Source organism: Rhizobium sp. BK491 (assembly GCF_014194925.1).
Classification (GTDB): domain Bacteria; phylum Pseudomonadota; class Alphaproteobacteria; order Rhizobiales; family Rhizobiaceae; genus Rhizobium.
This window is the reverse complement of the sequence record NZ_JACIAR010000008.1, coordinates 108,141-131,251: the sequence shown is the minus strand read 5'-3', so window position 1 is coordinate 131,251 and position 23,111 is coordinate 108,141. Positions and strand designations below refer to the sequence as shown.

The window sequence follows — 23,111 nt, the reverse complement described above, 5'->3', positions numbered from 1 at the left end:
CTTTGGAGCGGCAACCGTCTTGCGACAGTTGCCTCACAGACACAGTTCAGGAATTCATGATGGTTGCGATCAAGGTAGACGAGAACCCCTTGGTTCTCGAACTGACAGGTATTGTCAAATCGTTCCGTGCCGTCAAAGCGCTGAACGGCGTGAATTTCCAGCTTCGCCGTGGCGAGGTGATGGCATTACTTGGCGAGAACGGCGCAGGTAAGAGCACACTGGTCAAAGTGTTGGGAGGTCATCATGCGCCCGACGCTGGATCGATTAAGATCGACGGAAAGAGCTTTCCGATAGGAAGCGCGAAGCTATCCCACGCAGCTGGCATTGCCGTTGCGGAGCAGGAGCTGAGCGTCATCGGGCCGCTGAGTGCAGCGGAAAACATCTTTCTTGGCGGCGTGGAAGTCGGAGGTCTATGGACCAAGGCCCGCCTCGCACGACGAGCTAAAGAGTACCTGGAAGCTGTGGGGCTTGGATACCTGAACCCAGCTGTACCAGTTGAAACGCTCTCAGTAGCTGAAAGGCAGCTCATTGAAATCGCGCGACTCCTGGCGACTGACGCACGTATTCTGATCCTTGATGAGCCAACAGCGGCACTCAATGACGCTGATATCGAGCGGATCAAGGAGATGGTGCTTCGCCTCGCAAAATCAGGCCGCAGCATCATTTACGTGACCCATCGACTTGGCGAAGTATTTGAGATCGCGGACCGGATCATTACCCTTCGCAGCGGCCAGAGCTTCCCCCCAGTCAACGTATCCGAAATGACGCTCGACAAGGTCATTGAAAGAATTGTTGGGCGGCCTCTTGAAGAGATGTTCCCCACGCGCTCGGCTGGCTTCGGCGAACAGTTGCTCAATGTCGAGGGCGTGACATCCACTTCTTTGAAGATCCCTCAATCGCTACGCGTCCGCGCAGGGGAAATTGTCGGTATCGCCGGTCAGGTCGGGTCTGGATCGGAAGCCCTCCTTCGGGCTATCGCAGGCGCCGATGTCGTGGAGACCGGTAGCATCAGGGTTGGCAAAGTCACTCTGCCGCCTGCTCATGGTCTGTCGACAGCAATCAGCGAAGGCATTGGTTACTGTTCAAGCGACCGTAAGCTCGATGGGATCTTCGCAGATCTTCCTGTCTCAACAAATCTTGCATCTTGTTCCATGCGTAAGGTTTCGCCTGGCGGCCTCTTCAGTCGCGGTCGGGTTCGCACCTTGGCCACGGGGATCTGCCGTCAAATGGCAGTAGACGTCAAACGCGCCGAATACAAGGTTGGGGCTTTAAGTGGAGGCAACCAGCAGAAAATTGCACTGGGAAAATGGCTTGGGATCGAACCACGGGTTCTCTTGGTTTCCGAGCCTACCCGTGGCGTTGATGTGGGCGCTAGAGCTGAAATTTATCGACACCTTCGAAAACTCGCGGACGATGGCATGGCGATTATCTTCGCCTCCTCCGATATCGACGAGGTCCAAGGTCTCGCTGACACTGTGATCCCAATGTACCGGGGCCAGCAGGTGCGAACCGTTCCCGCTTCACGGACCAACAGCCAAGAACTTATCCGCGACATCACGCACCCTGTAGAGGAGCTTGCGCAGTGAACACCGCGACCACAGAAATAGGCATGCCTGGCGACAAAAGCACTCGCCGCTTAGTTCGCTATGCAGTGCTTGGAGCGATTGTCTTCGCGTTGATCGCGGCTGGAGGCATCTACAACCCCGCATTCTTGAGCCCCCAGAACGCATTGGTAATTCTCAGGGCAGCTGCGATGTCCGGGATCGTTGCGATGGGCGCGACATTCATCACACTTTCTGGCCGGTTTTTCTCGCTGGCGTTGGGTCAATCAGCGATGTTCTCCGGCGTCTGTCTGGCAGTGATGATGTCGTATGGCATCCCGTTCCCTATAGCGCTGATCGCTACTCTCGTGATCGCTATTCTGCTGGGCTTTCTCCAAGGCGGCGTCATAGCAATGGGCGCGAACCCGATTATCACCACCCTTGGAGCTGGAGCCCTGATGGCCGGTCTCGCTGGGTTGGTCACGGGCGGGAAGAACATCCCTATCGAGAGCGTTGCGGTCGAATGGATCGGCAACGGCCGCATTCTTGGGGTACCGACACAGACGATAGCGTTCCTGATTTCAGTCGCGGTCGCTTGGTTCGTTGTAAGCAAAACCAGGTTCGGGCGCGAGACGATCCTGCTCGGAGCAAACCAGGCAACGGCGCATTCATCCGGCATTTCGGTGCCTCGCGTCACGATCTCCGTCTTCATCATTGCCACTGTGGCTGCCGCCATTATGGGCATCTTCGAAGCCGCCCAGTTCAGCAAGGCGCGAGTTATGGGCTTCAGTTCGGTCGATTTTGATGTCGTCGCTGCCGTGCTGATCGCCGGTACAGCAATCCAAGGCGGACGCGGGTCGCCGCTTCAGACCGCTATCGGCGCCGTATTTATCGCAACGCTTCAAAATTACATGCTGCTTCTTGCGTGGCCATCCGGCGTCCGCATGGGTGTCACGGGGGCGTTCATCCTGCTGATCGTTGTCGGTTTCCATGCATTTGGCCGCCGGAAAGGATAATGATCATGTCGAACTTCCTCCAACTGCCAAGTCTCAAACGCATCGTCCTAGTGTGCGTCTTGTTCGCTGCTTTCTCTGTAGCATCGCCGAACTTCGCATCGAGCGGCAACGTGTACTCGCTGCTGGAGGCGTGTGCCATCCTTGGAATTGTCGCTGCTGGTCTGGGCGTGACCATGCTGGCCGGTGAGTTCGACCTATCCATTGGCTCGGTCGCAGCATGTGCTGGCCTAATCGCGATTATGATGTCGGATTACGGAATTGCGGTCGCCGTATTTTGCGCGGTGGTACCGGCTATCGTCTACGGCATGGCGCAAGGCTTTGCGATTGCGCGATTGCAGATGTCCTCCCTGGTTTTCACACTTGGCACATTCATCGGCATGCGAGGCGTCGCGTACATCATCTCGAATGAGAGGACGTTAACGCTTGCGATGACGAACCTGAAATTGGCCTCGATGTTGCGGGAGCGCGTTGTCATCTTCTCCCCGTTCAGCATCCTGATGATCCTCGTCTTGATCGCTGTTGGGCTCTTCCTCCGCTACACCCGATATGGCCGCGAAGTGTATGCCATAGGTGGTGCCCGCAAGGAGTCGCGGGCTGCTGGTGTCCCCCAAACTCGGCCCCTCGTCCTCGCCTTCACCTGCTCTGCCTCACTTGCCGCTTTGGCAGGGGCCCTTGCCGCTCTGCGTGGGGGTAGTGCAACGCCGGGCAGCCACGAGGCACTGCTTCTTTCCGCCGTTGCGGCAGCTCTCATTGGTGGGGTCAGCGTCTATGGCGGTCGGGGGAATATGACTGGTGTCTTCCTTGGCGTGCTGACGCTTCAGATACTATTGAGCGGACTCCAGATGCTTGGCACCCCAAATTGGACTGCAAACCTGGCCACCGGCATCGTCCTCCTGGCATTCCTCACCGTCGACCTGACCAACGGCAAAACTCCAATCGCGACTGGGCTCCATCGCTTGAGCATACGCCGGAACCCCAAGGCTGCTCAGATACGCCCAGGCTGATCCCTCGGCAATCCTTTCAATCACTGCAGAGAAATGGAGTAACTTATGACCGAAGTGGGTCAAGGATCGATAACTTACTCTGACAAGCTGGCTGGTCGGACCGCCGTGATAACTGGCGCGGGATCGGGGATCGGTCGCGCAACCGCGCACCGTTTCGCTAGAGAGGGTGCGAAGGTCGCTGTCTGGGACGTCATCAAGGAGCGGGTCGAACAAACAGTATCGGAGATACGCGGCTTCGGGGGGACCGCCCAAGGCTTTGTTGTCGACATCGCAAACTCTGAGAGCATCGCAGCGGCGGCCTCTGGCACAGTTTCAGCGCTTGGCCCAGTGCGTGTACTTCTGAACAACGCCGCAATACTTGACGACTACGCCGACGCGCTAAAGACCGATGAGGCGCTCTGGGACCGCATCATGGGAGTCAACCTGAAAGGCATGTGGCTAGTTTCGCGAGCCATCCTGCCTTCAATGATCGAAGCGGGCGGCGGAGCAATCGTCAATGTCGCGTCCATTTCAGCTTTCATCGCGGGTGGCGGCGGCATTGCGTATACGACCGCAAAGCATGGCGTAGTAGGCTTCACCCGCCAGCTCGCCTTCGACTTCGCTCACCAAGGGGTCCGTGTTAACGCGGTCGCGCCTGGAGCGGTCGAGACTGGGATGACGGCGAACATATTCAACAACGAAGACCTTCCTGTGAATCAGGCGTTGCGTGCTGCGCCAGCGGGTCGACACGCCCAACCACATGAACTCGCCAATGTGATCCTCTTCCTAGCAAGTGACGAAGCAAGCTTCGTCCATGGAGCCGTCTATTTGGCCGACGGCGGGTGGACAATCAAGTGAGCGAGATACGCCACGCGTCGCAAAGGTATTCGGAGGGATTTCCATGGATGTAAATGGCAGGGTTGTGATGATCACGGGCGCCGGTCAAGGCATGGGTGCTGACGAAGCAGTTGCCTTCGCTTCGGCAGGTGCCAAGGTCGTGCTGGCCGATCTCGCCGACGAAAACGTCCAGGCGCTCGTGGCACAGATTGGTAGTGATAAGGCCCTAGCGGTTCACCTCGACGTTCGCGACACCGACAACTGGGCGCGGGCTGTGAAGATTGCTTCCGACCACTTCGGCCGCATCGACGTGTTGATAAATAACGCAGGCATCCTCCGCTTCACGCCCGTAGATCAATGTTCTGACGAAGAGTGGGAGCAGGTAACATCGATCAACCTGACCGGCACATTCAAAGGCATTCGCGCGATTGCGCCAATCATGAAGTCGGTGGGTGCGGGATCGATCATTAATATCTCGTCGACAGCGGGTATCAAAGCGTTTGGCAGCGTTCCAGCCTATGTTACCTCAAAGTTTGGCGTGAGAGGTCTTACCAAAGCCGCAGCTCTCGATCTCGCACCTTTCAATATCCGTGTGAACTCCATTCATCCTGGCAACGTCGAGACGCCAATGATTGAGGGACTCTATCACGAGTACAAGCACGTTCCCATGAACCGCGCCGCGCGGCCAAGCGAGATTAGCAAGTTGGCAATGTTCCTTGCCAGCGATGCCAGCTCCTTCTGTACCGGTTCGGAATTCGTCGCTGATGGCGGCGAGACGGCAGGATTGCCCGCTTTGTTTTGACATCCTGGCAGTCGCAGAAGGAGGTCTTTTCGCTCGTCCTAGACGAGTCAATTTCGTGACAGCACCGGCTCTCGTTGCTTTGGTGCTCTCACTCAACTGGACGCCCACAGGGCGGAGTTAGGAGGAAAACATGTACGAAAAACTACTTTCACCGGCAAAGTTCGGTGCGTGGGAGCTGGCAAATCATATCGTGATGCCACCGCTCACCCGCAATCGCGCGGAAGCCGACTGGAGCCCTAACGAGATGGCGGCGGAATACTATGGCCAGCGCAACACGGCTGGTCTCGTAATCTGCGAAGCGACACAGGTTAGCCCGGAAGCAACAGGCTACCCACGCACCCCCGGCATCTGGACGGAAAAGCAGACAGCCAAGTGGAAGGACGTTGTCGACAACATTCATAAAGGTGGAGCGAAAGCTGTTATTCAGCTGTGGCATTGTGGTCGAATTGCTCACCCAGACAATCAGCCGCCGGGCTGCTTTCCAATTGGTCCATCTGCCGTTCAACCAAAGCCTCTGATCTGGACAGACACAGCAAACGGCCTCGTTGAGAACCCGGTACCGCGCGAAATGACCGAAGAGGACATTCTCGGCGTCATCGAGTCTTACAGGTCCGCCTGCGCGAATGCGAAGAAAGCTGGATTCGACGGCGTTGAGTTGCACGGCGCCAACGGCTACTTGGTGGATCAGTTCGCATCGACGAACAGCAACCAGAGAACGGATAAATGGGGCGGCTCCTTGGAAAAGCGTCTACGCTTCATGGAAGAGGTCCTCAATGCCATGATTAGCGTTTACGGGAAGGAATATGTCGGTGTCCGGCTGTCCCCGTACAGCACGTTCAACGACATTGATGATGAAGATCCCAATGCCAAGTATGAAGGGATGCTTGGCGTAGCTCAAAAACTGGGCGTGGGATACGCTCACGTAATCCGCCCGGTTGTCAGCGGCAACATCGAGCTTCAAGCCAGCTCGCGCGACGCCGAAGTGATAGAAACCGCTCGTCGTATCTACAAAGGTCCGATCATCGGAGCTGCTGGATACACGCCGGAATCGGCCGAGAAGGCGCTACAGGGCGGCGAGATAGACGTTGTCGCATTTGGCCGATTCTATGTCGGCAATCCCGACCTCGTCCGTCGGGTCCGGGAGAATATCCCGATTGTGGGCAGCAACGAGGCCTCCTGGTACACGCCCGGGCTCGAAGGTTACGTCGATTATCCCCCGGCGCCCTGAACACTTCACTCGTGAGGGGGCGATCAACTCGCCCCCAAGCAACACCCGGTGACAACAAGGTCCTCTCGATCTCTGCGGACAGCGGTACGTCGTGATGTGACGCGCGACCAGCAACACAAGGGCTTCAGCCCAATCTTACTTCCGAAAGGATAATGACGTGACTGACCAAAACATAGCCGATCAGCTTCAACGCCTCCTCGACATTGAGGAAATTCGATCTTTGCGTATCCGCTACAGTCACGTTTTGGATAGCGGCAAGGTCGAAGGCTTTCATAATGTTTTCGCGGACGACGCCGTTGTGGCTGTAACAGTCGGTAAGATGGAGGGCATTGAAGCGATCAAGACTGGCCTGGCGGAAGCCTACGAGACGTTCGATTATCGCAAGGCACGAAACTACCCGTTCTTGCATGCGGTTACCAACCACGCAGTGACCATCACCTCCTCATCCGAGGCAGAGGGACTTTGCTACCTTCTCGATTGGGTCACCGGACGCGAAAAGGGCCATCCCGTCCTTCTGCTCGGCCTGTATTCCGACAAGTATCGAAGGGAGAACGGAAAATGGAAAATCTACCACACGCAACTGGACGTCATTTGGCAGCATGAGGAATGAGCAAGCCATTGTGAATGAAAAGCCGCGTGGCGAGCGCGGCTTTTTTCCGCCTACTATGTGTAATGAATAGCTACCCTACCATGCGCCAAGATCTGACTGTTTAGCGTAGCGCTTCAAAGCACATTGCGATTCCCATTCCACCGCCAATGCACAGGGTCGCGAGCCCCTTCTTTGACCCACGACGCTTCATTTCGAAAAGAAGTGTGTTGGCGATCCTGGCTCCGGACGCGCCGATTGGGTGGCCAATCGCGATAGCCCCTCCATTGACGTTCACCACCGACGTGTCCCAACCAAGCTCCTTTCCAACAGCACAGGCTTGTGCGGCGAACGCTTCGTTTGCTTCGATGAGATCGAGGTCGGCAATACGCCAACCTGCTTTTTGCAATGCCTTCCTGGAGGCCGGAGCAGGACCAATGCCCATGATAGAAGGATCGACACCAGCGGTTGCCCATGACGCAATTCGAGCGAGTGGAGTGATGCCCCTTCGCGCCGCTTCGGCTTCGGTCATTAGAACGAGCGCGGCAGCACCGTCATTGAGCCCCGACGAGTTGGCGGCTGTAACGGTTCCCTCTTTATCGAAAGCCGGACGGAGCTTGGTAACGCTTTCCAGTGTTGCTCCATGACGAATGTACTCGTCACTATCTACAATCGTGTCGCCCTTCCTGCCAGAAACGACAACGGAAACTATCTCATCTTTAAAGCGTCCGGACATCTGGGCAGCCTCGGCCTTATTCTGAGACGATACCGCGAACTCATCCTGTACCAGACGAGAAATGTCGAATTGTCTAGCGACATTCTCGGCGGTGATGCCCATGTGGTAGGCGTTGAAAGCGTCAGTCAGCCCATCCTGGATCATAGTATCGACGAGTTTCAGGTCTCCCATCTTCGTGCCTACCCGGAGATGGGCAACATGTGGTGCAAGTGACATTGATTCCTGCCCGCCAGCGACCACAATTGCAGCGTCTCCGGTAAAAATCTGCTGCATTCCCAGAGCAACCGACCGAAGGCCAGAGCCGCAGACTTGGTTGACGCTAAGGGCCGTTGCCTCCTTCGGAATGCCGGCCTTTATCGCCGCTTGTCGCACGGGATTTTGCCCCTCTCCGGCTTGCAAAACCTGCCCAAAGATAACCTCGTTTACGTCGAGAGGATCGATTCCCGCTCGCTTGATAGCCGCTCTGATTGCCGTTGCTCCCAATTCATGGGCCGGAATGCTCGCGAACGCGCCGTTGAATGTGCCAACCGGTGTGCGTGCAGCGCTGGCTATCACGATTGATGGAGTAGTCATGATGTTCTCCCCTTTTACAGGCGCTATCAAGTGGTCGAAGCCGTTCGAATGGCATGCTTAACCTTAGGCGCTCGCTTTGATACAGGCCGGTCAGGCTGCGGCTAAGTTTGCCACGTCCGGGTGAGCAGCTCTAAATGCCTCAAGTTCAAGCAGACGCGAGTTGATCGAATTCGCCAGCGGGCAGGCTGCTAGATCGACACTCCACCGTGCGGCGTTGTAGAGCTGGGGCACGAGGCAGAGGTCAGCGATTGTCACAGCGTCTCCGGCGCAATAACGGCTGGGCGGCCTTTGCTCCAACATTCTTTCAAACCCGCGCAAACCAAGGGCGATAAAATGCTTCATCCAATCGGCCGTTGCAATTGACGAATTCGATTGTTCATTCGCGAACTTCGCGACGCGCTGATTGCATATGGGAGCAATGTCCATCGCAATCGCGTGAGCAAGCGCTCTAACTCGCGACCTCTCTTCGGGCCCTCCGGGAAGAAGGCCCATTTTTCGCGTCTCATCCAAGTATTCGATGATCGACAACGACTGGGTTAGCACGCGTCCGTCGATCTCCAAAGAAGGCACGAGCCCCAGTGGATTTCGCGACAAATTATCATTGCCATCCTGCTCTCCGCTTAGCAGATCGACTTTTATGGTCTCGTACGGAATGCTGGCCAGAGCTAGCGCGATCCTGACCCGATACGTGGAAGATGACCTCCAGTATCCGTACAGCTTGACTTCCGGAGTCATCAAAACCTCCCGCTTTTCGATGGCGCGACATTTAGCTTGACATAGCTGCGCATTCAACTATCCCTAACAAATAAATTCGATAATATCAAATTCATTTGTTGAGGGATGCGACCCCACCCTCACACATGAATGGTCGCGTCTCGGCATTCACATTCGAACGATTGCCTAGTGATCAAAAAAGGGAGGAAGGCCTGAATGCCTTTACTACGGTCTTGGGTAGATAGCGCCAATTCTGCGTCATGCCCTTTTCCACTCAATAACCTGCCCTGCGGCGTTTTCTCTAAAGACGACCGGGCGCCGCATTGTGGTGTCGCCATCGGCTACAAAGTTCTGGACGTCACTGCTCTCGAAGCTTTCGGTCTCCTAAGGCTCGGTGAGATACCGCTCTTCGACAAGCCGAGCTATAATGCCCTCATGGCGTCCGGGCCTGAGAACTGGCGCAAATTTCGGGAAATTTTGGTCGATCTGCTTCTCGAAGGCTCGAAGTGGGCGTTAGCGGTCCGCCCGCTCCTGCATGATTTGGCGGACGTGCGGTTGCATCTGCCGTTTCAGGTCGTCGAATACACCGACTTCTATGCGGGACGGCATCATGCCTTTAACGTCGGCACTATGTTCCGTGGCCCGGAAAATGCACTTCCACCGAACTGGCTTCATATTCCAATTGGCTACAATGGCCGGGCGTCGTCGGTGGTCGTGTCAGGGACGGAAGTTCGCCGGCCATGGGGTCAGATCAAGGGACCCAACGACAGCGAGCCGAAATTCGCTCCGTCCGAGCGTTTCGACATTGAGCTTGAGCTTGGCGCGATCGTTGGTCTTCCGTCAGAGTACGGCAGGCCGGTTTCTGTTGAACAAGCCGATGCAATGATTTTCGGCTATGTGCTTTTGAACGATTGGTCGGCTCGCGATATCCAGGCTTGGGAGTATCAACCGCTTGGTCCATTTCAGGCTAAGGCGACGGCCACCACGATCTCACCCTGGATCGTGATGAAGGCCGCTCTGGAGCCGTTCCGTGTGTCGACGCCAGAGCGCGAAGTGCCGCTGCTATCTTACCTGAATGAGCCTCGCCCCCTGCTCTACAATATCGATCTGGAGGTCGGCCTCCGGCCGAAGGATGGCGGAGAGTCCGTGATCTCTCGCACGAACTACCGTGAGATGTACTACTCCGCGCCACAGCAGCTCGCGCATCACACGACTTGTGGCTGTTCCATGCGGACCGGCGACCTTTTGGGATCAGGAACCATTTCAGGACCAACAAAAGAAAGTCGTGGTAGCCTGCTGGAGCTGAGCTGGGGGGGTAGAGAACCAATCGAACTCCAGGACGGCACAATAAGAACTTTCATCGAAGATTACGACACGCTTGTCCTTCGAGGCTCATCGCAAGGTGATGGCTTCACCATCGGCTTTGGCGAATGCATCGGCACCGTAACCCCCGCCCTCAACGATCCCTACGCATCTTGAAAGGAACCAGGAATGGCTAAGGCATTTGCTTCGCAAGGCGATATGACGGAAAAGAACATCAGTTTCACGGAGATCGGTGAAGGTCTTTATGCCTTCACCGCCGAAGGCGATCCGAATTCGGGCGTAATTGTCGGCGACGATAGCGTCATGATCGTGGAAGCTCAGGCGACCCCTCGCCTCGCGCAGAAGGTAATAGACTGCGTGCGCACGGTTACTGACAAGCCGATCAGTCACGTCGTACTGACCCATTATCACGCAGTTCGCGTCCTTGGAGCGTCCGCGTTCCGAGCTCCCCAGGTCATCATGAGCGAGAGGGCTCGCTCGATGGTGGTCGAACGTGGCCTGGAAGATTGGGCTAGCGAGTTTCAGCGCTTTCCACGCCTTTTCGAAGGCCATGAGAGCATTCCCGGGCTTACTTGGCCAACGACGACCTTCAATGGCAAGATGACTGTCTTCCTTGGTGACCGACGCGTCGACATCATGCAGCTTGGTCGGGCTCACACGGCTGGGGATACCGTCATCCATGTCCCAGATGAAGATGTAATGTTCACCGGCGACATCGTTGAAGCGCATTCGGCCTGCTACTGTGGCGATGGTCACTTCGCTGACTGGAGCGGCACTCTCGAAACAATCCGCGATTTCAATCTGCACGCAATCGCCCCGGGTCGCGGTGGCGCGCTCATTGGCCACGAATCAGTGAATGAAGCAATAGACAGGACTAAGGACTTTATCGAGTCCACCTACCAACCAGCAAAGCGCGTGGCGGCCCGCAATGGCACCTTGAAGGATGCTTGGAATGCGATCCGTGAGGAATGCGATCCGAAGTTCAAGGACTATGCGATCTACGAGCACTGCCTGCCTTTCAACGTTTCCCGTGCCTACGACGAGGCCCGTGGCATCGACACGCCCCGTATCTGGACGGCGAAGCGCGACATGGAGATGTGGGAAGCCCTGCAAGGCTAATCCCGGCATCGGAGGAGGATAGATGAAGAAGATACATCCCGACGCCGACAGCGCGGTCCAAGGACTGCTCACCGACGGCATGACCATCGCCGCCGGAGGCTTCGGCCTCTGTGGTATCCCGGAGTTGTTGATTTCGGCATTGGCGAAAAGTGGGGTCAAAAATCTCACGATTGCATCCAACAATGCCGGCGTGGACAATTTTGGCCTGGGCTTGCTTCTGCAGAACCTTCAGGTGAAGAAAATGATTTCATCCTATGTCGGAGAAAACGCCGAGTTTATGCGGCAATATCTAAGCGGCATCCTGGAGATCGAATTCAACCCGCAAGGTACGCTCGCAGAACGGATGCGTGCCGGAGGTGCCGGTATCCCTGGGTTCTATACAAAGACCGGCGTTGGCACGCTCGTGGCCGAGGGTAAAGAGCACAAGGAATTCGATGGTCAGACATATATTCTGGAACGGGGCATTGTCGCTGATCTTGCTATCGTGAAGGCATGGAAGGCCGACACCACCGGGAACCTCGTCTTCAGGAAGACAGCTCGCAACTTTAACGTCCCGGCAGCAACGTGCGGAAAGGTCTGCATTGCCGAGGTCGAGGAGATCGTTCCAGTTGGCCAGCTTGCTGCAGACGAGATTCATCTTCCGGGCATTTATGTTCATCGGCTCATCCAGGGCGCTCACGAGAAGCGGATTGAACAGCGGACAACCAGACAGAAGGAAGCTGCGTGATGGCCTGGGATCGCAATGAGATGGCACAGCGGGCTTCCAAGGAATTGGAAGACGGCATGTATGTTAACCTCGGGATTGGTATTCCGACGCTCGTGGCGAACTATATTCCCGAAGACATTCATGTAACGCTGCAGTCCGAGAATGGTATGCTCGGCATGGGACCGTTTCCCATTGAGGGCGAGGAAGATGCCGATTTGATCAACGCTGGTAAGCAGACGATCACTGAACTGCCTCACTCAGCGTTCTTCGACAGCGCCACTTCCTTCGCAATGATCCGAGGCGGCAAGATCGACATGGCGATCCTTGGTGCAATGGAGGTGTCCGAGACCGGCGATCTGGCCAACTGGCTTATTCCGGGTAAGCTCGTCAAAGGAATGGGCGGCGCCATGGACCTAGTGGCCGGTGTTCGCAAGGTTGTAGTTGTCATGGATCACACGAGCAAGACCGGCGAGCCGAAGGTTCTAAAGGACTGTTCCCTGCCATTGACTGGGAAAGGGGTCGTCGACCGGATTATCACGAACCTTGCGGTGCTTGATGTTGTCGATGGAGGACTGAAGCTCATCGAGCTTGCACCCCGCGTAACGCTGGAAGATCTCCGCAAAAGCACACAGGCGAAAATCGTCTAAAGCTGGCTAACTCAAGTCTGTAAATAGATAGGCGTCCCTGTGGGCAAGAGCTTAACAGCTGAGCCGCTCGTGACTGAGGTTCGCGAGCGGGTTTCTTTTGCCGGGTGACAAGATTCCTGACGTACCACCCATGGTCTCAGATGCGCCTCGGGAAGGGAGTGAAAGGCCTGATGTCCTCGCGTCACGGGGTTGATGTAGCTAAAAAAGCCTATTGAATTGACTTTCAACGAAAACCATTACGCCGGCACACCACCGCCACCTGCCTGTGATTGAAAAGTGGCATCAAAAGTTATCTAAGCTGCATCATTGTCCTGCTCTATGCCGTCGACAGTGGCGCTTCACTCAAAGTGGCCTCGCGAACCCTCTTTAGAGGCAGCGGCCTGGAGATGCTCTCCGCTGAAATGCTGGCGAACATCGCAACGCCGCTTGTGTCGCTGTCGACGGGCTGCAAACTGGTCTCGCCGACGTGAGCGTTAACCGGCGACAGCAGAAGCAGAAAGACAAGAGGGTTCTAAAAATTTGCGCAGACCCCTCCGAAAGGCCACCTCCGGCCTCAACGCGTCGCACCTACGTGCGTCGTCAGCGACGAGCGCCCATAGCGTAAGCGGCAGTGGCGTAATCTGTGAAAACTGCATGAATCCAGGCTGTGAACGGATCAAAACGGTGAGCTACAAAAGGAAGCGGACGACGAGGCGAGCCAGATAATTGATGTTTCGTCCGGAAGCTTTAAAAGCCAATCCGCACAGCAAATGCCCTCGTTAGAGTAGCTTTTCCGTGAAAATGCTGGGAGTCCCTCCTTTCGAGGAATGCTCCCTTTTTGATCAGGAGTTTGCGCCCGACATGTGACGCGCGGCGATATAGCCGAAGGTCAGAGCCGGGCCGAGCGTGATGCCACCGCCCGGATAATTGCCACCCATGATGGACGCGGCGTCGTTGCCCGCCGAATACAGGCCTTCGATAGGCCTTCCAACATCGTCAAGAACTTGAGCGTTCTCATTGGTCTTGAGTCCAGCAAACGTTCCAAGGTCGCCTACATAGAGGCGGACAGCGTAGAACGGTCCCTTCTCTATGGGCGCAACGCAGGGGTTGGGCTTGTGCTGAGGATCACCTAGCGATCTGTTATAGCTGGTAGAACCCTTGCCAAACTCAGGGTCGTTGCCCTGCCGAGCGTGGGTGTTAAAGGTCGCGACAGTCGTTTCCAGCGCGGCCGGGTCCGCGCCGATTTGGCGAGCGAGGTCGGCGATAGTTTTGCCACAAAGGAGATAGCCCTGCTTTATCAGCTTTTTGTAAGGCACAGGAGCAGGCTTGGCAAACCCGAGTCCATATTTTCTAAAAGTCCGATGATCTGCAATGAACCACGCCGCATTCTCAGCGCCCTCGCCGCCTTCTTCTCTGCAGCGCTTAATCATTGCTTGGCAAAAGTCATGGTAGCTGTTCGCCTCGTTGACGAAGCGCTTACCGGATCGGGTGACAGCGATGACGCCAGGCTTTGAGCGGTCAACGAAGTGGGGAAAAGTTCCAAGAGTCCCGTCACTCTTCAGCGGCCGAGAAATCGGTACGAGTGCCGAGGAGAACGGCAGGTCGATTTGAACGGTCGCCCCAACGGACTCGCCCATGCGGAGACCGTCGCCGGTGTTACCGGGAGGCGCTGGCGATACGTGCTCGTAGCCGGATGGCGAATGAGGCATCAGCTGCTTTCGGCGAATAGGGTCTTGCGGAAATCCCCCAGCCGCGAGGACGACCCCTTTGCGCGCGATCACCTCAACGGGACCGTCGGGTCGATTCACGATTGCGCCGATCACGCGTCCTTTGGTATCGCGGATAAGTTCCTTCACCGGCGACGATGTCCAGATAGGCACATCTTTGTCGAACGCCGACTTCGCAAGGCGTCCGATCAACGCGTTGCCGTTCGTAAGCCGCATGGGCCTGCCATAGAACGCTACGTCGCGCAGGAATTTTGCAAACAACTTACCGACGTAGAAGGCGGAGATCGGCGACTTCATGACGTTAAAGAAGTGGAGCAATTCTTTCCCCGAGCCGATCATCATGCCAAGGATGGTGATTTCCGCAAGCGGCGGCCGCAGGTACTGGACGTTCTTGCCAAGCTGCCGGGCATCAAAGGGACGCGCCACAATGGACCGCCCACCGTCGATACCGCCTGGAGCGGTTGGATGATAGTCAGCAAACGTCGGCCCAAGATCGAACTCCAGGCTCGTATCCTTCTCGAAGAAATCGACGGCCTTCGGGCCGCTCTCCAGAAAAGCATCCACCTTTCGCTCATCAAAGAACTCACCGGTTTCGTGCTTGAGATAGGTCTTAGCGCGGTCAAACGAGTCTTGGACTCCTGCCCGCTGTGCTGGCGCATTGCAGGGAATCCACATCCAGCCACCTGACCGGGCAGTCGTCCCGCCGAATACAGGCTCTTTTTCTGCTACAACGACGGTGAGCCTGCGATGAGCGGCTGCGACAGCCGTGGAGAGGCCACCAGCCCCCGATCCCACGACCAAGACATCAACTTCGTGACGCTTCATTTTAATACTCCATCAAGATGCAAGATAGCCGCCGTCGACAGGCAGTAATGCACCCGTCACGTAACTCGACGCGGCCGACGATAAGAACAATACCGGCCCCACCAGCTCTTCCGGCTTACCCGGACGGCCAAGGGGCGTGTGAGCCATGAACCGGCCGATGGATTCCGGATTTTCGCGAGTTGTCACAGTCATAGGCGTTTCGATGACGCCTGGCGCAATTGCATTGACACGTATGCCATCTTTGGAAAGGTCGTGGGCGAGTGCTTTCGTTAGCTGCAGGACAGCACCCTTCGAAGCAGCGTAGGCTGTAAGTCCCGGGCCTGCCGAAACGGACATGATCGAAGCTAGATTTACTATCCTACCGCGCGTCTGTTTGAGTTGAGGCAGGAATGCTAGGACCATGTGCATGACCCCCGTCGCATTCACGGCTAATACGGCGTCCCAGTCACTAACAAATGTCTCCGAGTCGGGTGCGGTTCGACGAATGATGCCAGCGTTGTTGACCAATACGCTGACTGGCTGATCAAAAGCTTTGTTGATCTTGGCGGCGGCGGCGGCGCAGCTATCCGCTTTAGTCACATCCAAGGAGACCGCAATTGCTTGGCCATCTTGCGCTTTAATCTCGTTGGCCACCGCCTGGACAGCGTCGTCCTGAATGTCGCAACAAGCGACCTTAGCCCCGGCAGCTGCGAGGCCGATTGCAATAGCTCGACCGTTGCCCTGAGCGGCTCCCGTGACAACGGCAACCGCTCCCTGAATATCAAGCATATTTCCCTCCCTCGCCCAGCAATTTTAAGTGGCAGCGGCGCAAATTCGATATTCACGAACGCTTTTGATTATATACAATAAAACGACTTTGCCAATACCGAATGAGATATCCCAGGTCTCTGATTGCTCAGAAATGGCGATTCATCGAGGGTTAGGCCCCGCGCGACAACGCCTTCGTTTCTCTGGTGAAAGTGCGCTGGGAAATGTCGGGAGATCGAGAAAGCCGCCACTTCATTCGAATCACTGTCGCGAAATCGCGCTAAGTGTTTGTAAGCTCAGCGATTGAATGACGGCGCAATCCCACGGTAGCAAGGGACCTGGGCCGCCACCAATCCACCATCTTATTACGTCGCCATAGCCCTCTCGGCCTCATCGCTTCTGCGCCGAGAAATATCATATTGACAAATTACTTCATTATTAGAGAATGAAAATCGGAGGATGGTCACACGTCGTGGCCAGGCGGTCGTGGAATACGACCGGACGTCGGAGAGATTCGGGAGGAACTCATGAAGCTCCATTCCACCCTAAAAGGGCGCGAAGTCGCCATCCCGTGCGCCACAGGCTTCAATGAGGTGCGATCATGAACAACAACGCCGCCATTTTGCAGATGAAGAATGTAGCGAAGCACTTCGGAGCAGTCCGAGCGCTACAAGGCATTACGTTTGATGTTCGCGCCGGCGAAGTCCACGGTTTGGTCGGCGAGAACGGCGCGGGTAAGTCGACCCTGATGGGTATCGCATCCGGCGCTCTTGCGGCAACAGACGGAAACGTCTGGATATCCGGCGAAGAGGTTCGCGGCGATCCTCAGAAGGCAAGAAACCTTGGTCTAGCGATTGTTCGTCAAGAGCCCGCCTTGATGCCTGATCTTTCGGTTGCGGAGAACCTCTTTCTGGGTCTGCCTGAAGCTCGCAGACCGCGCCTGTCGAACTTGAATCCCTGGGCTAGGAACTTACTCCAGCGCTGGAGCACCAATGTCGCCATCGACGTTCGAGCACCCATCACAACACTTAATCCAGAGCAGCGCTTCATCGTCGAGATCGTCAAGGCTTTGGCGTGCGAACCTAAACTGCTGGTTCTCGATGAGCCGACTGAGCATCTCGCCACCGAAGACGTCGAACGCCTGTTCACACGAATTCGAGAAGTGACGGCTCGCGGGGCATCTGTCATCTACATCTCTCATCGGATCCGAGAAGTGCAGGCAATTGCCGATCGCCTCACCGTTCTGCGCGATGGCGAAGGACAAGGCTCATACGATGCCTCATCTCTGTCCGAAGACCAGATTGTCTCGCTAATCGTCGGTACTTCACTCGACAGAACCTTCCCGCCCAAGTCGACGTGGCATGACGGTCGGGTCATTCTTGAGACCAACAAGTTTTCTGGACCTGGTTTCGCGGATGTCACGCTAAAGGTGCGGGCGGGTGAGATCGTTGGTCTGGCAGGTATCGATGCCAACGGTCAGCGCGAGTTCATGCGAGCACTCGCAGGCATCAATCGAGGCAGCGGAAAGATCGTCATCAATGGAGGGGAAATCCGCATCCCCTCGTCCAAAGTTGCGATGCATCTCGGGATATCCTACCTGCCTGGAGATCGTCACCGCGAAGGCATCTTTGCTGACCTCGCCGTGCGCGAGAACTTCTCGATCCGCAGTCCAAGGCAAGACATACGCGGTGGTTTGATTAGTGCTTCCTCGGAAGAACGCCGCGCCAATGAGGCCGTCAAGCGTTTCAACGTCAAAACGCCTGATATTGACACACCGATCCGGTCTCTGTCCGGCGGCAACCAACAGAAGGTCGTGCTCGCAGGCGTCCTCGCGTCCAACCCAAAAGTTCTGCTCGTAGACGAGCCGACGCAAGGCGTAGACGTTGGCGCACGCGCGGAAATCTACAAGACGTTGAGAGAGGTTGCCGCTAAAGGCATCGCCATCATTCTCGTTTCGTCTGATCAACAAGAAGTCGCTGGTCTCAGCGACAAAGTGGCGATCTTCTCCCGTGGGCGGGTCGTGGAGACACTCTCTGCCGAAAGGGTCACAGAGGACAACATCACTGCATCGGTTCTCAAGGCTACGGGCCAGAGAGACAGACACCATAAAAATGTAGGCGCTATCTGGAGATGGGCTGCCGGCAATAGCGCGCCCCTCATAATGGTGGCAGCCGCAATTCTATTTCTTGGCGCCGCTGCCGCCTCGTACAACCCGTTTTATATCTCGCCGCGCAGTCTGACGGGAATGATGATGATGGTCGCGACCTTGGCGCTTGTCGCCTACGGACAACAGTTGCTCCTCCTTGTCGGAGGGATCGACCTCTCGGTCGGACCGTTAATGGGCCTATGCCAGGTGGTCGCATCTTTCTACCTGTTGGAGGAACTTGGTCCGGAATCTCACTTGATTGGCTGGGCTTTGCTGCTGCTCGTTGCGCTGATCGTCGGCTTGATCAATTGGCTGCTCGTTGAGCCATTGGGATTGCATCCAATGGTCGTGACGCTCGCCACTTTCATGGCAGTGCAGGCAGTTTCGCTTATCCTTCGCCCCGTACCAGACGGCATGATAGACTCCGACATCATGATGAGCCTTGGAACGAGGATCGGCATTTTCCCTGTTATATTCATTGTTGCCTTAGTCATAGCAGTGATCTTGGAGTTTGTCCTATATCGCCGAACTCTTGGTCTATCGCTGCGAGGCCTTGGTTCTCGCCAGGAAGCAGCTCGAACTGCCGGTATCAGGCCAGCAACCACACGACTGCTTGCCTATGTCGGATGCTCTATCCTCGCTGGTATCGCGTCGATCTCGATGATGCCTCAGGTGGGAATCGGTGATCCGCGAGCAGGCATTGGATATACCCTGGGATCAATCGCCGCCGTTGTCATTGGTGGTGCAAGCCTTTTCGGTGGTCGCGGCTCGTTCATTGGTGCATTCCTTGGAGCGGTCTTCATCACTCAGGTCAACTCTGTTACATCGTTTCTCAGCCTTGATCAGGCTTGGCAGTCTTATCTGCTCGGCTTCCTTATTCTTGCAGCAGTGTCGCTCTACTCGAAGAGCCGCCAGAAAGTGGTGCAGGCATGACCCAGGCAGCTATTCGTGAGAAGAACTCCATGACGTTGATCACTGTCGGCGAGCGCGTACGCAGAACGTCCTTCAATGAATTCACTTGGATTTGGGGTGGAACAGCCCTGATTTTCATCGTTAGCGCGATTGTGGCACCCGGCACTATTCGCCTTGCCTCAATATCTTCAATGTTGCCGTTTGCTGCAATTCTCGCAATTGCAGCGGTAGGCCAGACCATCGTGATCCAACAGCGAGGTCTCGACATGTCGCTGGCAGGCATCATGACCCTTTCTGGTTTACTGCTGGCAAAATTCGGTTTCATGACGGGATCACTGTTGCTGGCCGTTCCACTAACGCTGATCTGCGCTTGCCTGTTCGGTATTCTGAATGGCTTGTTGGTTGCCAAGGTTAACATCACCCCCATCGTTACGACCCTTGCGGTCAATGCGATCCTGCTCGGGGCAGTGCGCACTATTTCAGGCGGCAGTCCGATGTCTGCGCCGCCGGAGCTGGCAGCGTTTTCACATTATCAGGTGCTCGGCGTTCCCATGACCCTCATCTTGGCGCTGGTGTTCATCATCTTCATCAGCGTGGCCACCAGACGAACAGTATATGGACGGCGCTTCGTTGCCGTCGGTGCAAACCCAGCGGCCGCTGCGGCGGGTGGCATCTCTGTCCTTCCCTATCAAATTGGAACCTATGCGATTGCTGCGATCTGCTTTGCCGTCGCCGGAATGTTATATACGGGCTTCATCGGTTCAGCTTCCCAAACCGCAGGAAATGACTATCTTCTGCCTGCCATCGCGGCAGTTGTTGTCGGGGGGACGCCGTTTACGGGTGGTAGGGGAAGCGTGGTCGCAAGCGGCATAGCGGCCCTCTTCATGGTGCAGCTAGGTCAGATGGTTCTCGCCTTGGGTGCGGACACGGCTGTCCAGCTTCTGGTTCAGGCACTCTCGATCATCATCGCCGTAACGATCCGCTACATTCCGAACGCGTTGAGTGTGCTGAGGTCCTGACCTCAACCGCAACTACCTTCTGATACGGAATCTAAGATGATCTCAGTCTTTGGTCTGATGCGCTTTAACGAGGGTTACTCCACAGCTGAAGCAAAGGACACCGTTGCCGCAAGAATCGCTGAGAGACCGCAATTGCCGGGTTCAGTGGTGAACTTGGCGACTAGCCGTGGTCAGCTCGGCATCAGTTGCCAGCGCGGAAGCCTGGAAGTCGACGCCATCTCCCAGTTCAAGGTCGCGGATGTGTCTGCTGCCTTCACGGCTGCGGAACTGGGCGAAATGGATGTCGGCGCTGGCCTATCGCAAGGAGAGCTTACGGACATTTTCGTGCTGACTGCCTTTAGGAACACCGTTATCGAGCCGCCAACCACAGGCAAATACGTGAAACTTATGTCTCTGCTCACCAAGAGGACCGATGTAGATCTTGAGCAATTCCGAAGTGAATGGTTCGGTCTCCACGCGGTCCTTCTAAATCGTATGTCCGGCATCTTGGGTTATCGACAGAACTTCATCGTTGATGCTCCTCCCCGTGGCGACCGGACGCCGCTTCATGGCATTGTCGAGTTGTGGTTCGAAAGCGCCGAGGCAATCGAAAGAGCGTTCCGGTCGGACAAGGGCATCACCACGATGACCCACGCGAAAGAGTTCATTGGTGAGATCACTACCTACACGGTCGATCCAATCGACCTCTAAGGCGATCAATCCCTCCTAGAGTTTTCCTTGAAGGGCGTGGTAACGTGTATCCAGACCTGTCGTTTTACATCATCGCGACCACGGCGATTGTCATCTTGGGTCTTTCTAAGGGCGGTTTCGCTGGCGTCGGCATGATCAGTACTCCAATGTTGGCGTTGGTGATGGGTCCCCTTGAGGCCGCAAGTTTCATGTTGCCGGTGATGCTGAGCCAGGACGCTATCGCCGTTTTTATGTACCACCGGATTTTTAATAAAAGATCGTTGGCGGTGCTTTTGCCAGGGGCCGTAGTTGGTGTCATAGCCGCCTACCTACTCGCTTCCACTGTTGCCGAGTGGGTGGTCGAGCTAGTTCTAGGAGTTGTTTCCCTCCTATTCGCCCTGTGGCAGCTTGTTGTGACTTTAAGAGGCGCGCCGATGGTTGCTGACAAGGAAGTCAGGGGAAATCCGACTTTGGGAATTGCCTGCGGCGCTGGCGCTGGTTTCACGAGCACCATCGCGCATGCAGGCTCGCCGCCATTCCAGTTTTATACAATGCCGTTGCGGCTTGGTCGCGACGAGTACGTGGGGACCAGTGTCTATTTCTTCGCGATCCTTAACGTCATGAAACTACCGGTGTTCGTCGCGCTCGGGCAATTTCACGCGTCCGAACTTCCTCTCATCGCGATGTTCATCCCCATCGCAATGATCTCCAGCTGGGCCGGGGGCAAACTGGTGAGATACGTCAGCGTCGAAAAGTTCAATTTGCTGATTATCACGATGCTGATCGGTGTAAGCCTCGCTCTAATCGCTCAAGGTCTGAGCGGCTGATGCAGATCGGTGGAAACTGCACTAGTTCCTTTTTTTGTGGCTACCGAAAAGCCACGGTTGCTTAACTGCTCTGGGCGGGTTTTTGAATATCCTTCCCAGCATCAAAAGCTGCTTCACTTCTTCCAATAGAAGCTTCCGTGGCCGCATCGCCTCGACCACCTAACTCAAAGTGCCCGCCCGAAGGGGCAGACAAGAGCTGCACCTGGAGTAATGGCGAGGTGGGGAAACTAAGAAGGCTGAGATCTAGCGTGACCGTCAGTCGCAGCTTCGAACAATCAGGCGGCTACCTATAGGAGGCCGCCCCAATCGACTAGGGCGGCCCAAGAACCAGCGACGGGACGATCACCGCGCGAAAAGCGCCTTCAGCTTATCCTGCGGCAGAGACGAACCAAGGTCGGCGTCCGGCGGCAGGTCTTTATTGCACGCTGGGTCCTTACCCTGCTCACTGTCGGCAAACGGGAACGCAACAAGAGCGCGTGGCTCCGTGTTCGCGATGCCATTCAACTTAGCAAGCGCAGCGCGGAGAGCGAACCGCGTGTCGGCTGTAGTCCCGCTGAGAGCCAACTGCTTCCACGCTTTGCCACTGGATTTTGCATCCATGTAAACGCACGAATACTCGTTGTTCGTCGCAATAAACGCCATTGCGGGAATCGGCAGACCAGCTGCTTGATATGCCTTGACAGCCGCGAGGCTCGTCACACCGTAATCCGACGCGATTGCATCGATCTTCGGGTATTTTGCGATCAAGCCAGATACCGCCTTCTGCGCATCTGCCGGGTTCCAATTGGTGACAATGAACTTCTCGTCCAATAGCTTGATTTTTGGGTAGTCCTTAAGGCCTTCCTTGTAACCATTCAGAAAGGTGACGGATGACGCCGATCCTGCGAGACCACCAAGGAAGACCGTGTTTCCCTCACCCACAGACTTGCCCACCCATTCGCCAAACATCTTTCCCGCTCGGAAGGCGTCTTCGTATGGATTAACCGAGTAATCGACGCCGACCTTGCCCTTCAAGTTGATGAAGTACGGCGCCATGGTGACACCTGCCTGCGTGGCTGCGCGATAAGCGGGCAGGGCAGCGTCGCCGAAGTCCGTGTAAGTCACGATGATATCGAAACCTTGGGCGGTGTAGCCGTTAATAGCGGAATTGTAAGTTTGAGCGTCGCCTCCCGCGTCCGTGTACTGGACCTCGGTGATGTTGGAGCACTTCGAAGCCTCGTCCTTCAACTCGGCCAGAGCTGTCTTGCGCCAAGAATTGCCCCCATACCCGTCCACCAGCGCGACGCGCAACGGTTTCGTACCGCAAAGTTTGGTGATATCGGCATGCTTATTTACGTAGACGAAATCATCGGCCAGCGCGGTCTCCGCTGCGATTGCAGCAAGCGCCGTCGATGCGGCCGCAAGAACGATCTTCCTCGTTACCCCATTAATCTTCATGATCACTCCTCC

20 protein-coding genes are annotated in these 23,111 nt (G+C 56.0%); 15 read left to right on the top strand and 5 right to left on the bottom strand.

The annotated features are described in order from the left end of the window. The first annotated feature begins 56 nt into the window (after positions 1–56). From FHX05_RS25975 to FHX05_RS25945, 7 genes are all read left to right on the top strand, one after another. A complete protein-coding gene (locus FHX05_RS25975) occupies positions 57–1,586 on the top strand; it encodes a sugar ABC transporter ATP-binding protein (RefSeq protein WP_183875436.1) in 1,530 nt (509 codons plus the stop codon). Further along, positions 1,583–2,557 (top strand): ABC transporter permease, encoded by a 975-nt coding sequence (locus FHX05_RS25970; RefSeq protein WP_210294995.1) that lies wholly within the window; start codon positions 1,583–1,585, stop codon positions 2,555–2,557. The genes FHX05_RS25975 and FHX05_RS25970 overlap by 4 nt, the downstream gene beginning before the upstream one ends. A 5-nt stretch (positions 2,558–2,562) precedes the next feature. Continuing rightward, positions 2,563–3,561 carry an ABC transporter permease gene (locus FHX05_RS25965; RefSeq protein WP_183715328.1) on the top strand — a complete coding sequence of 333 codons (999 nt, stop codon included), beginning with the start codon at positions 2,563–2,565 and terminating at the stop codon, positions 3,559–3,561. Between the two features lie 45 nt (positions 3,562–3,606). Beyond that, on the top strand, positions 3,607–4,398 hold the full coding sequence (locus FHX05_RS25960) for a glucose 1-dehydrogenase (protein ID WP_183715326.1): 792 nt from the start codon (positions 3,607–3,609) through the stop codon (positions 4,396–4,398). Between the two features lie 43 nt (positions 4,399–4,441). Next, positions 4,442–5,179 carry a glucose 1-dehydrogenase gene (locus tag FHX05_RS25955; protein ID WP_183715325.1) on the top strand — a complete coding sequence of 246 codons (738 nt, stop codon included), beginning with the start codon at positions 4,442–4,444 and terminating at the stop codon, positions 5,177–5,179. Positions 5,180–5,309: 130 nt separating this feature from the next. Beyond that, the gene (locus FHX05_RS25950) at positions 5,310–6,407 is read left to right on the top strand and encodes an alkene reductase (RefSeq protein ID WP_183715323.1); all 1,098 of its coding nucleotides are present in this window, start codon (positions 5,310–5,312) and stop codon (positions 6,405–6,407) included. 157 nt (positions 6,408–6,564) lie between these two features. Continuing rightward, positions 6,565–7,017 carry a nuclear transport factor 2 family protein gene (locus FHX05_RS25945; protein WP_210290471.1) on the top strand — a complete coding sequence of 151 codons (453 nt, stop codon included), beginning with the start codon at positions 6,565–6,567 and terminating at the stop codon, positions 7,015–7,017. A 100-nt stretch (positions 7,018–7,117) separates the two neighbouring features. On the opposite strand, the gene FHX05_RS25940 is transcribed toward FHX05_RS25945, so the two are convergent. Together FHX05_RS25940 and maiA are read right to left on the bottom strand one after the other, a co-directional pair. Then, positions 7,118–8,302 carry an acetyl-CoA C-acetyltransferase gene (locus tag FHX05_RS25940; RefSeq protein WP_183715321.1) on the bottom strand — a complete coding sequence of 395 codons (1,185 nt, stop codon included), beginning with the start codon at positions 8,300–8,302 and terminating at the stop codon, positions 7,118–7,120. Positions 8,303–8,392: 90 nt separating this feature from the next. Further along, positions 8,393–9,037: a maleylacetoacetate isomerase gene (gene maiA, locus FHX05_RS25935; RefSeq protein ID WP_183875434.1), complete on the bottom strand. Its 645-nt coding sequence runs from the start codon at positions 9,035–9,037 to the stop codon at positions 8,393–8,395. Positions 9,038–9,232: 195 nt separating this feature from the next. Here maiA and fahA point away from each other — a divergent pair, with 195 nt between their 5' ends. The 4 genes from fahA to FHX05_RS25915 are packed head-to-tail and all read left to right on the top strand — an operon-like array spanning position 9,233 to position 12,811. Continuing rightward, positions 9,233–10,495 carry a fumarylacetoacetase gene (gene fahA, locus FHX05_RS25930; RefSeq protein ID WP_183875432.1) on the top strand — a complete coding sequence of 421 codons (1,263 nt, stop codon included), beginning with the start codon at positions 9,233–9,235 and terminating at the stop codon, positions 10,493–10,495. Positions 10,496–10,507: 12 nt separating this feature from the next. Continuing rightward, positions 10,508–11,458, top strand: a complete 951-nt coding sequence (locus tag FHX05_RS25925) for an MBL fold metallo-hydrolase (RefSeq protein WP_183715315.1) — start codon at positions 10,508–10,510, stop codon at positions 11,456–11,458. A 22-nt stretch (positions 11,459–11,480) separates the two neighbouring features. After that, the gene (locus FHX05_RS25920; protein WP_183715313.1) at positions 11,481–12,185 is read left to right on the top strand and encodes a CoA transferase subunit A; all 705 of its coding nucleotides are present in this window, start codon (positions 11,481–11,483) and stop codon (positions 12,183–12,185) included. After that, entirely contained in the window at positions 12,185–12,811 is a 627-nt protein-coding gene (locus FHX05_RS25915; protein WP_183715311.1) for a 3-oxoacid CoA-transferase subunit B, read from the top strand. Before FHX05_RS25920 ends, FHX05_RS25915 begins: the two co-directional genes overlap by 1 nt. Positions 12,812–13,632: 821 nt before the next feature. Here the strand turns inward: FHX05_RS25915 and FHX05_RS25910 are convergent. Continuing rightward, positions 13,633–15,342: an FAD-dependent oxidoreductase gene (locus FHX05_RS25910; RefSeq protein WP_183875430.1), complete on the bottom strand. Its 1,710-nt coding sequence runs from the start codon at positions 15,340–15,342 to the stop codon at positions 13,633–13,635. A gap of 12 nt (positions 15,343–15,354) precedes the next feature. Next, on the bottom strand, positions 15,355–16,110 hold the full coding sequence (locus FHX05_RS25905; RefSeq protein ID WP_183715307.1) for an SDR family NAD(P)-dependent oxidoreductase: 756 nt from the start codon (positions 16,108–16,110) through the stop codon (positions 15,355–15,357). Positions 16,111–16,690: 580 nt separating this feature from the next. Here FHX05_RS25905 and FHX05_RS25900 point away from each other — a divergent pair. Genes FHX05_RS25900 through FHX05_RS25885 form a run of 4 tightly spaced genes read left to right on the top strand, consistent with a single transcriptional unit; the run spans position 16,691 to position 21,662 of the window. Next, a complete protein-coding gene (locus tag FHX05_RS25900; RefSeq protein WP_183875428.1) occupies positions 16,691–19,168 on the top strand; it encodes an ATP-binding cassette domain-containing protein in 2,478 nt (825 codons plus the stop codon). Positions 19,169–19,197: 29 nt separating this feature from the next. Further along, positions 19,198–20,166, top strand: a complete 969-nt coding sequence (locus FHX05_RS25895; protein ID WP_210290472.1) for an ABC transporter permease — start codon at positions 19,198–19,200, stop codon at positions 20,164–20,166. A gap of 36 nt (positions 20,167–20,202) precedes the next feature. After that, positions 20,203–20,856, top strand: a complete 654-nt coding sequence (locus FHX05_RS25890; protein ID WP_183715300.1) for an EthD family reductase — start codon at positions 20,203–20,205, stop codon at positions 20,854–20,856. Between the two features lie 44 nt (positions 20,857–20,900). After that, positions 20,901–21,662 carry a sulfite exporter TauE/SafE family protein gene (locus tag FHX05_RS25885; protein WP_183715298.1) on the top strand — a complete coding sequence of 254 codons (762 nt, stop codon included), beginning with the start codon at positions 20,901–20,903 and terminating at the stop codon, positions 21,660–21,662. A gap of 342 nt (positions 21,663–22,004) precedes the next feature. Here FHX05_RS25885 and FHX05_RS25880 read toward each other — a convergent pair whose 3' ends face one another. Then, positions 22,005–23,099 (bottom strand): substrate-binding domain-containing protein, encoded by a 1,095-nt coding sequence (locus FHX05_RS25880; protein ID WP_183875426.1) that lies wholly within the window; start codon positions 23,097–23,099, stop codon positions 22,005–22,007. Positions 23,100–23,111: the final 12 nt, after the last annotated feature.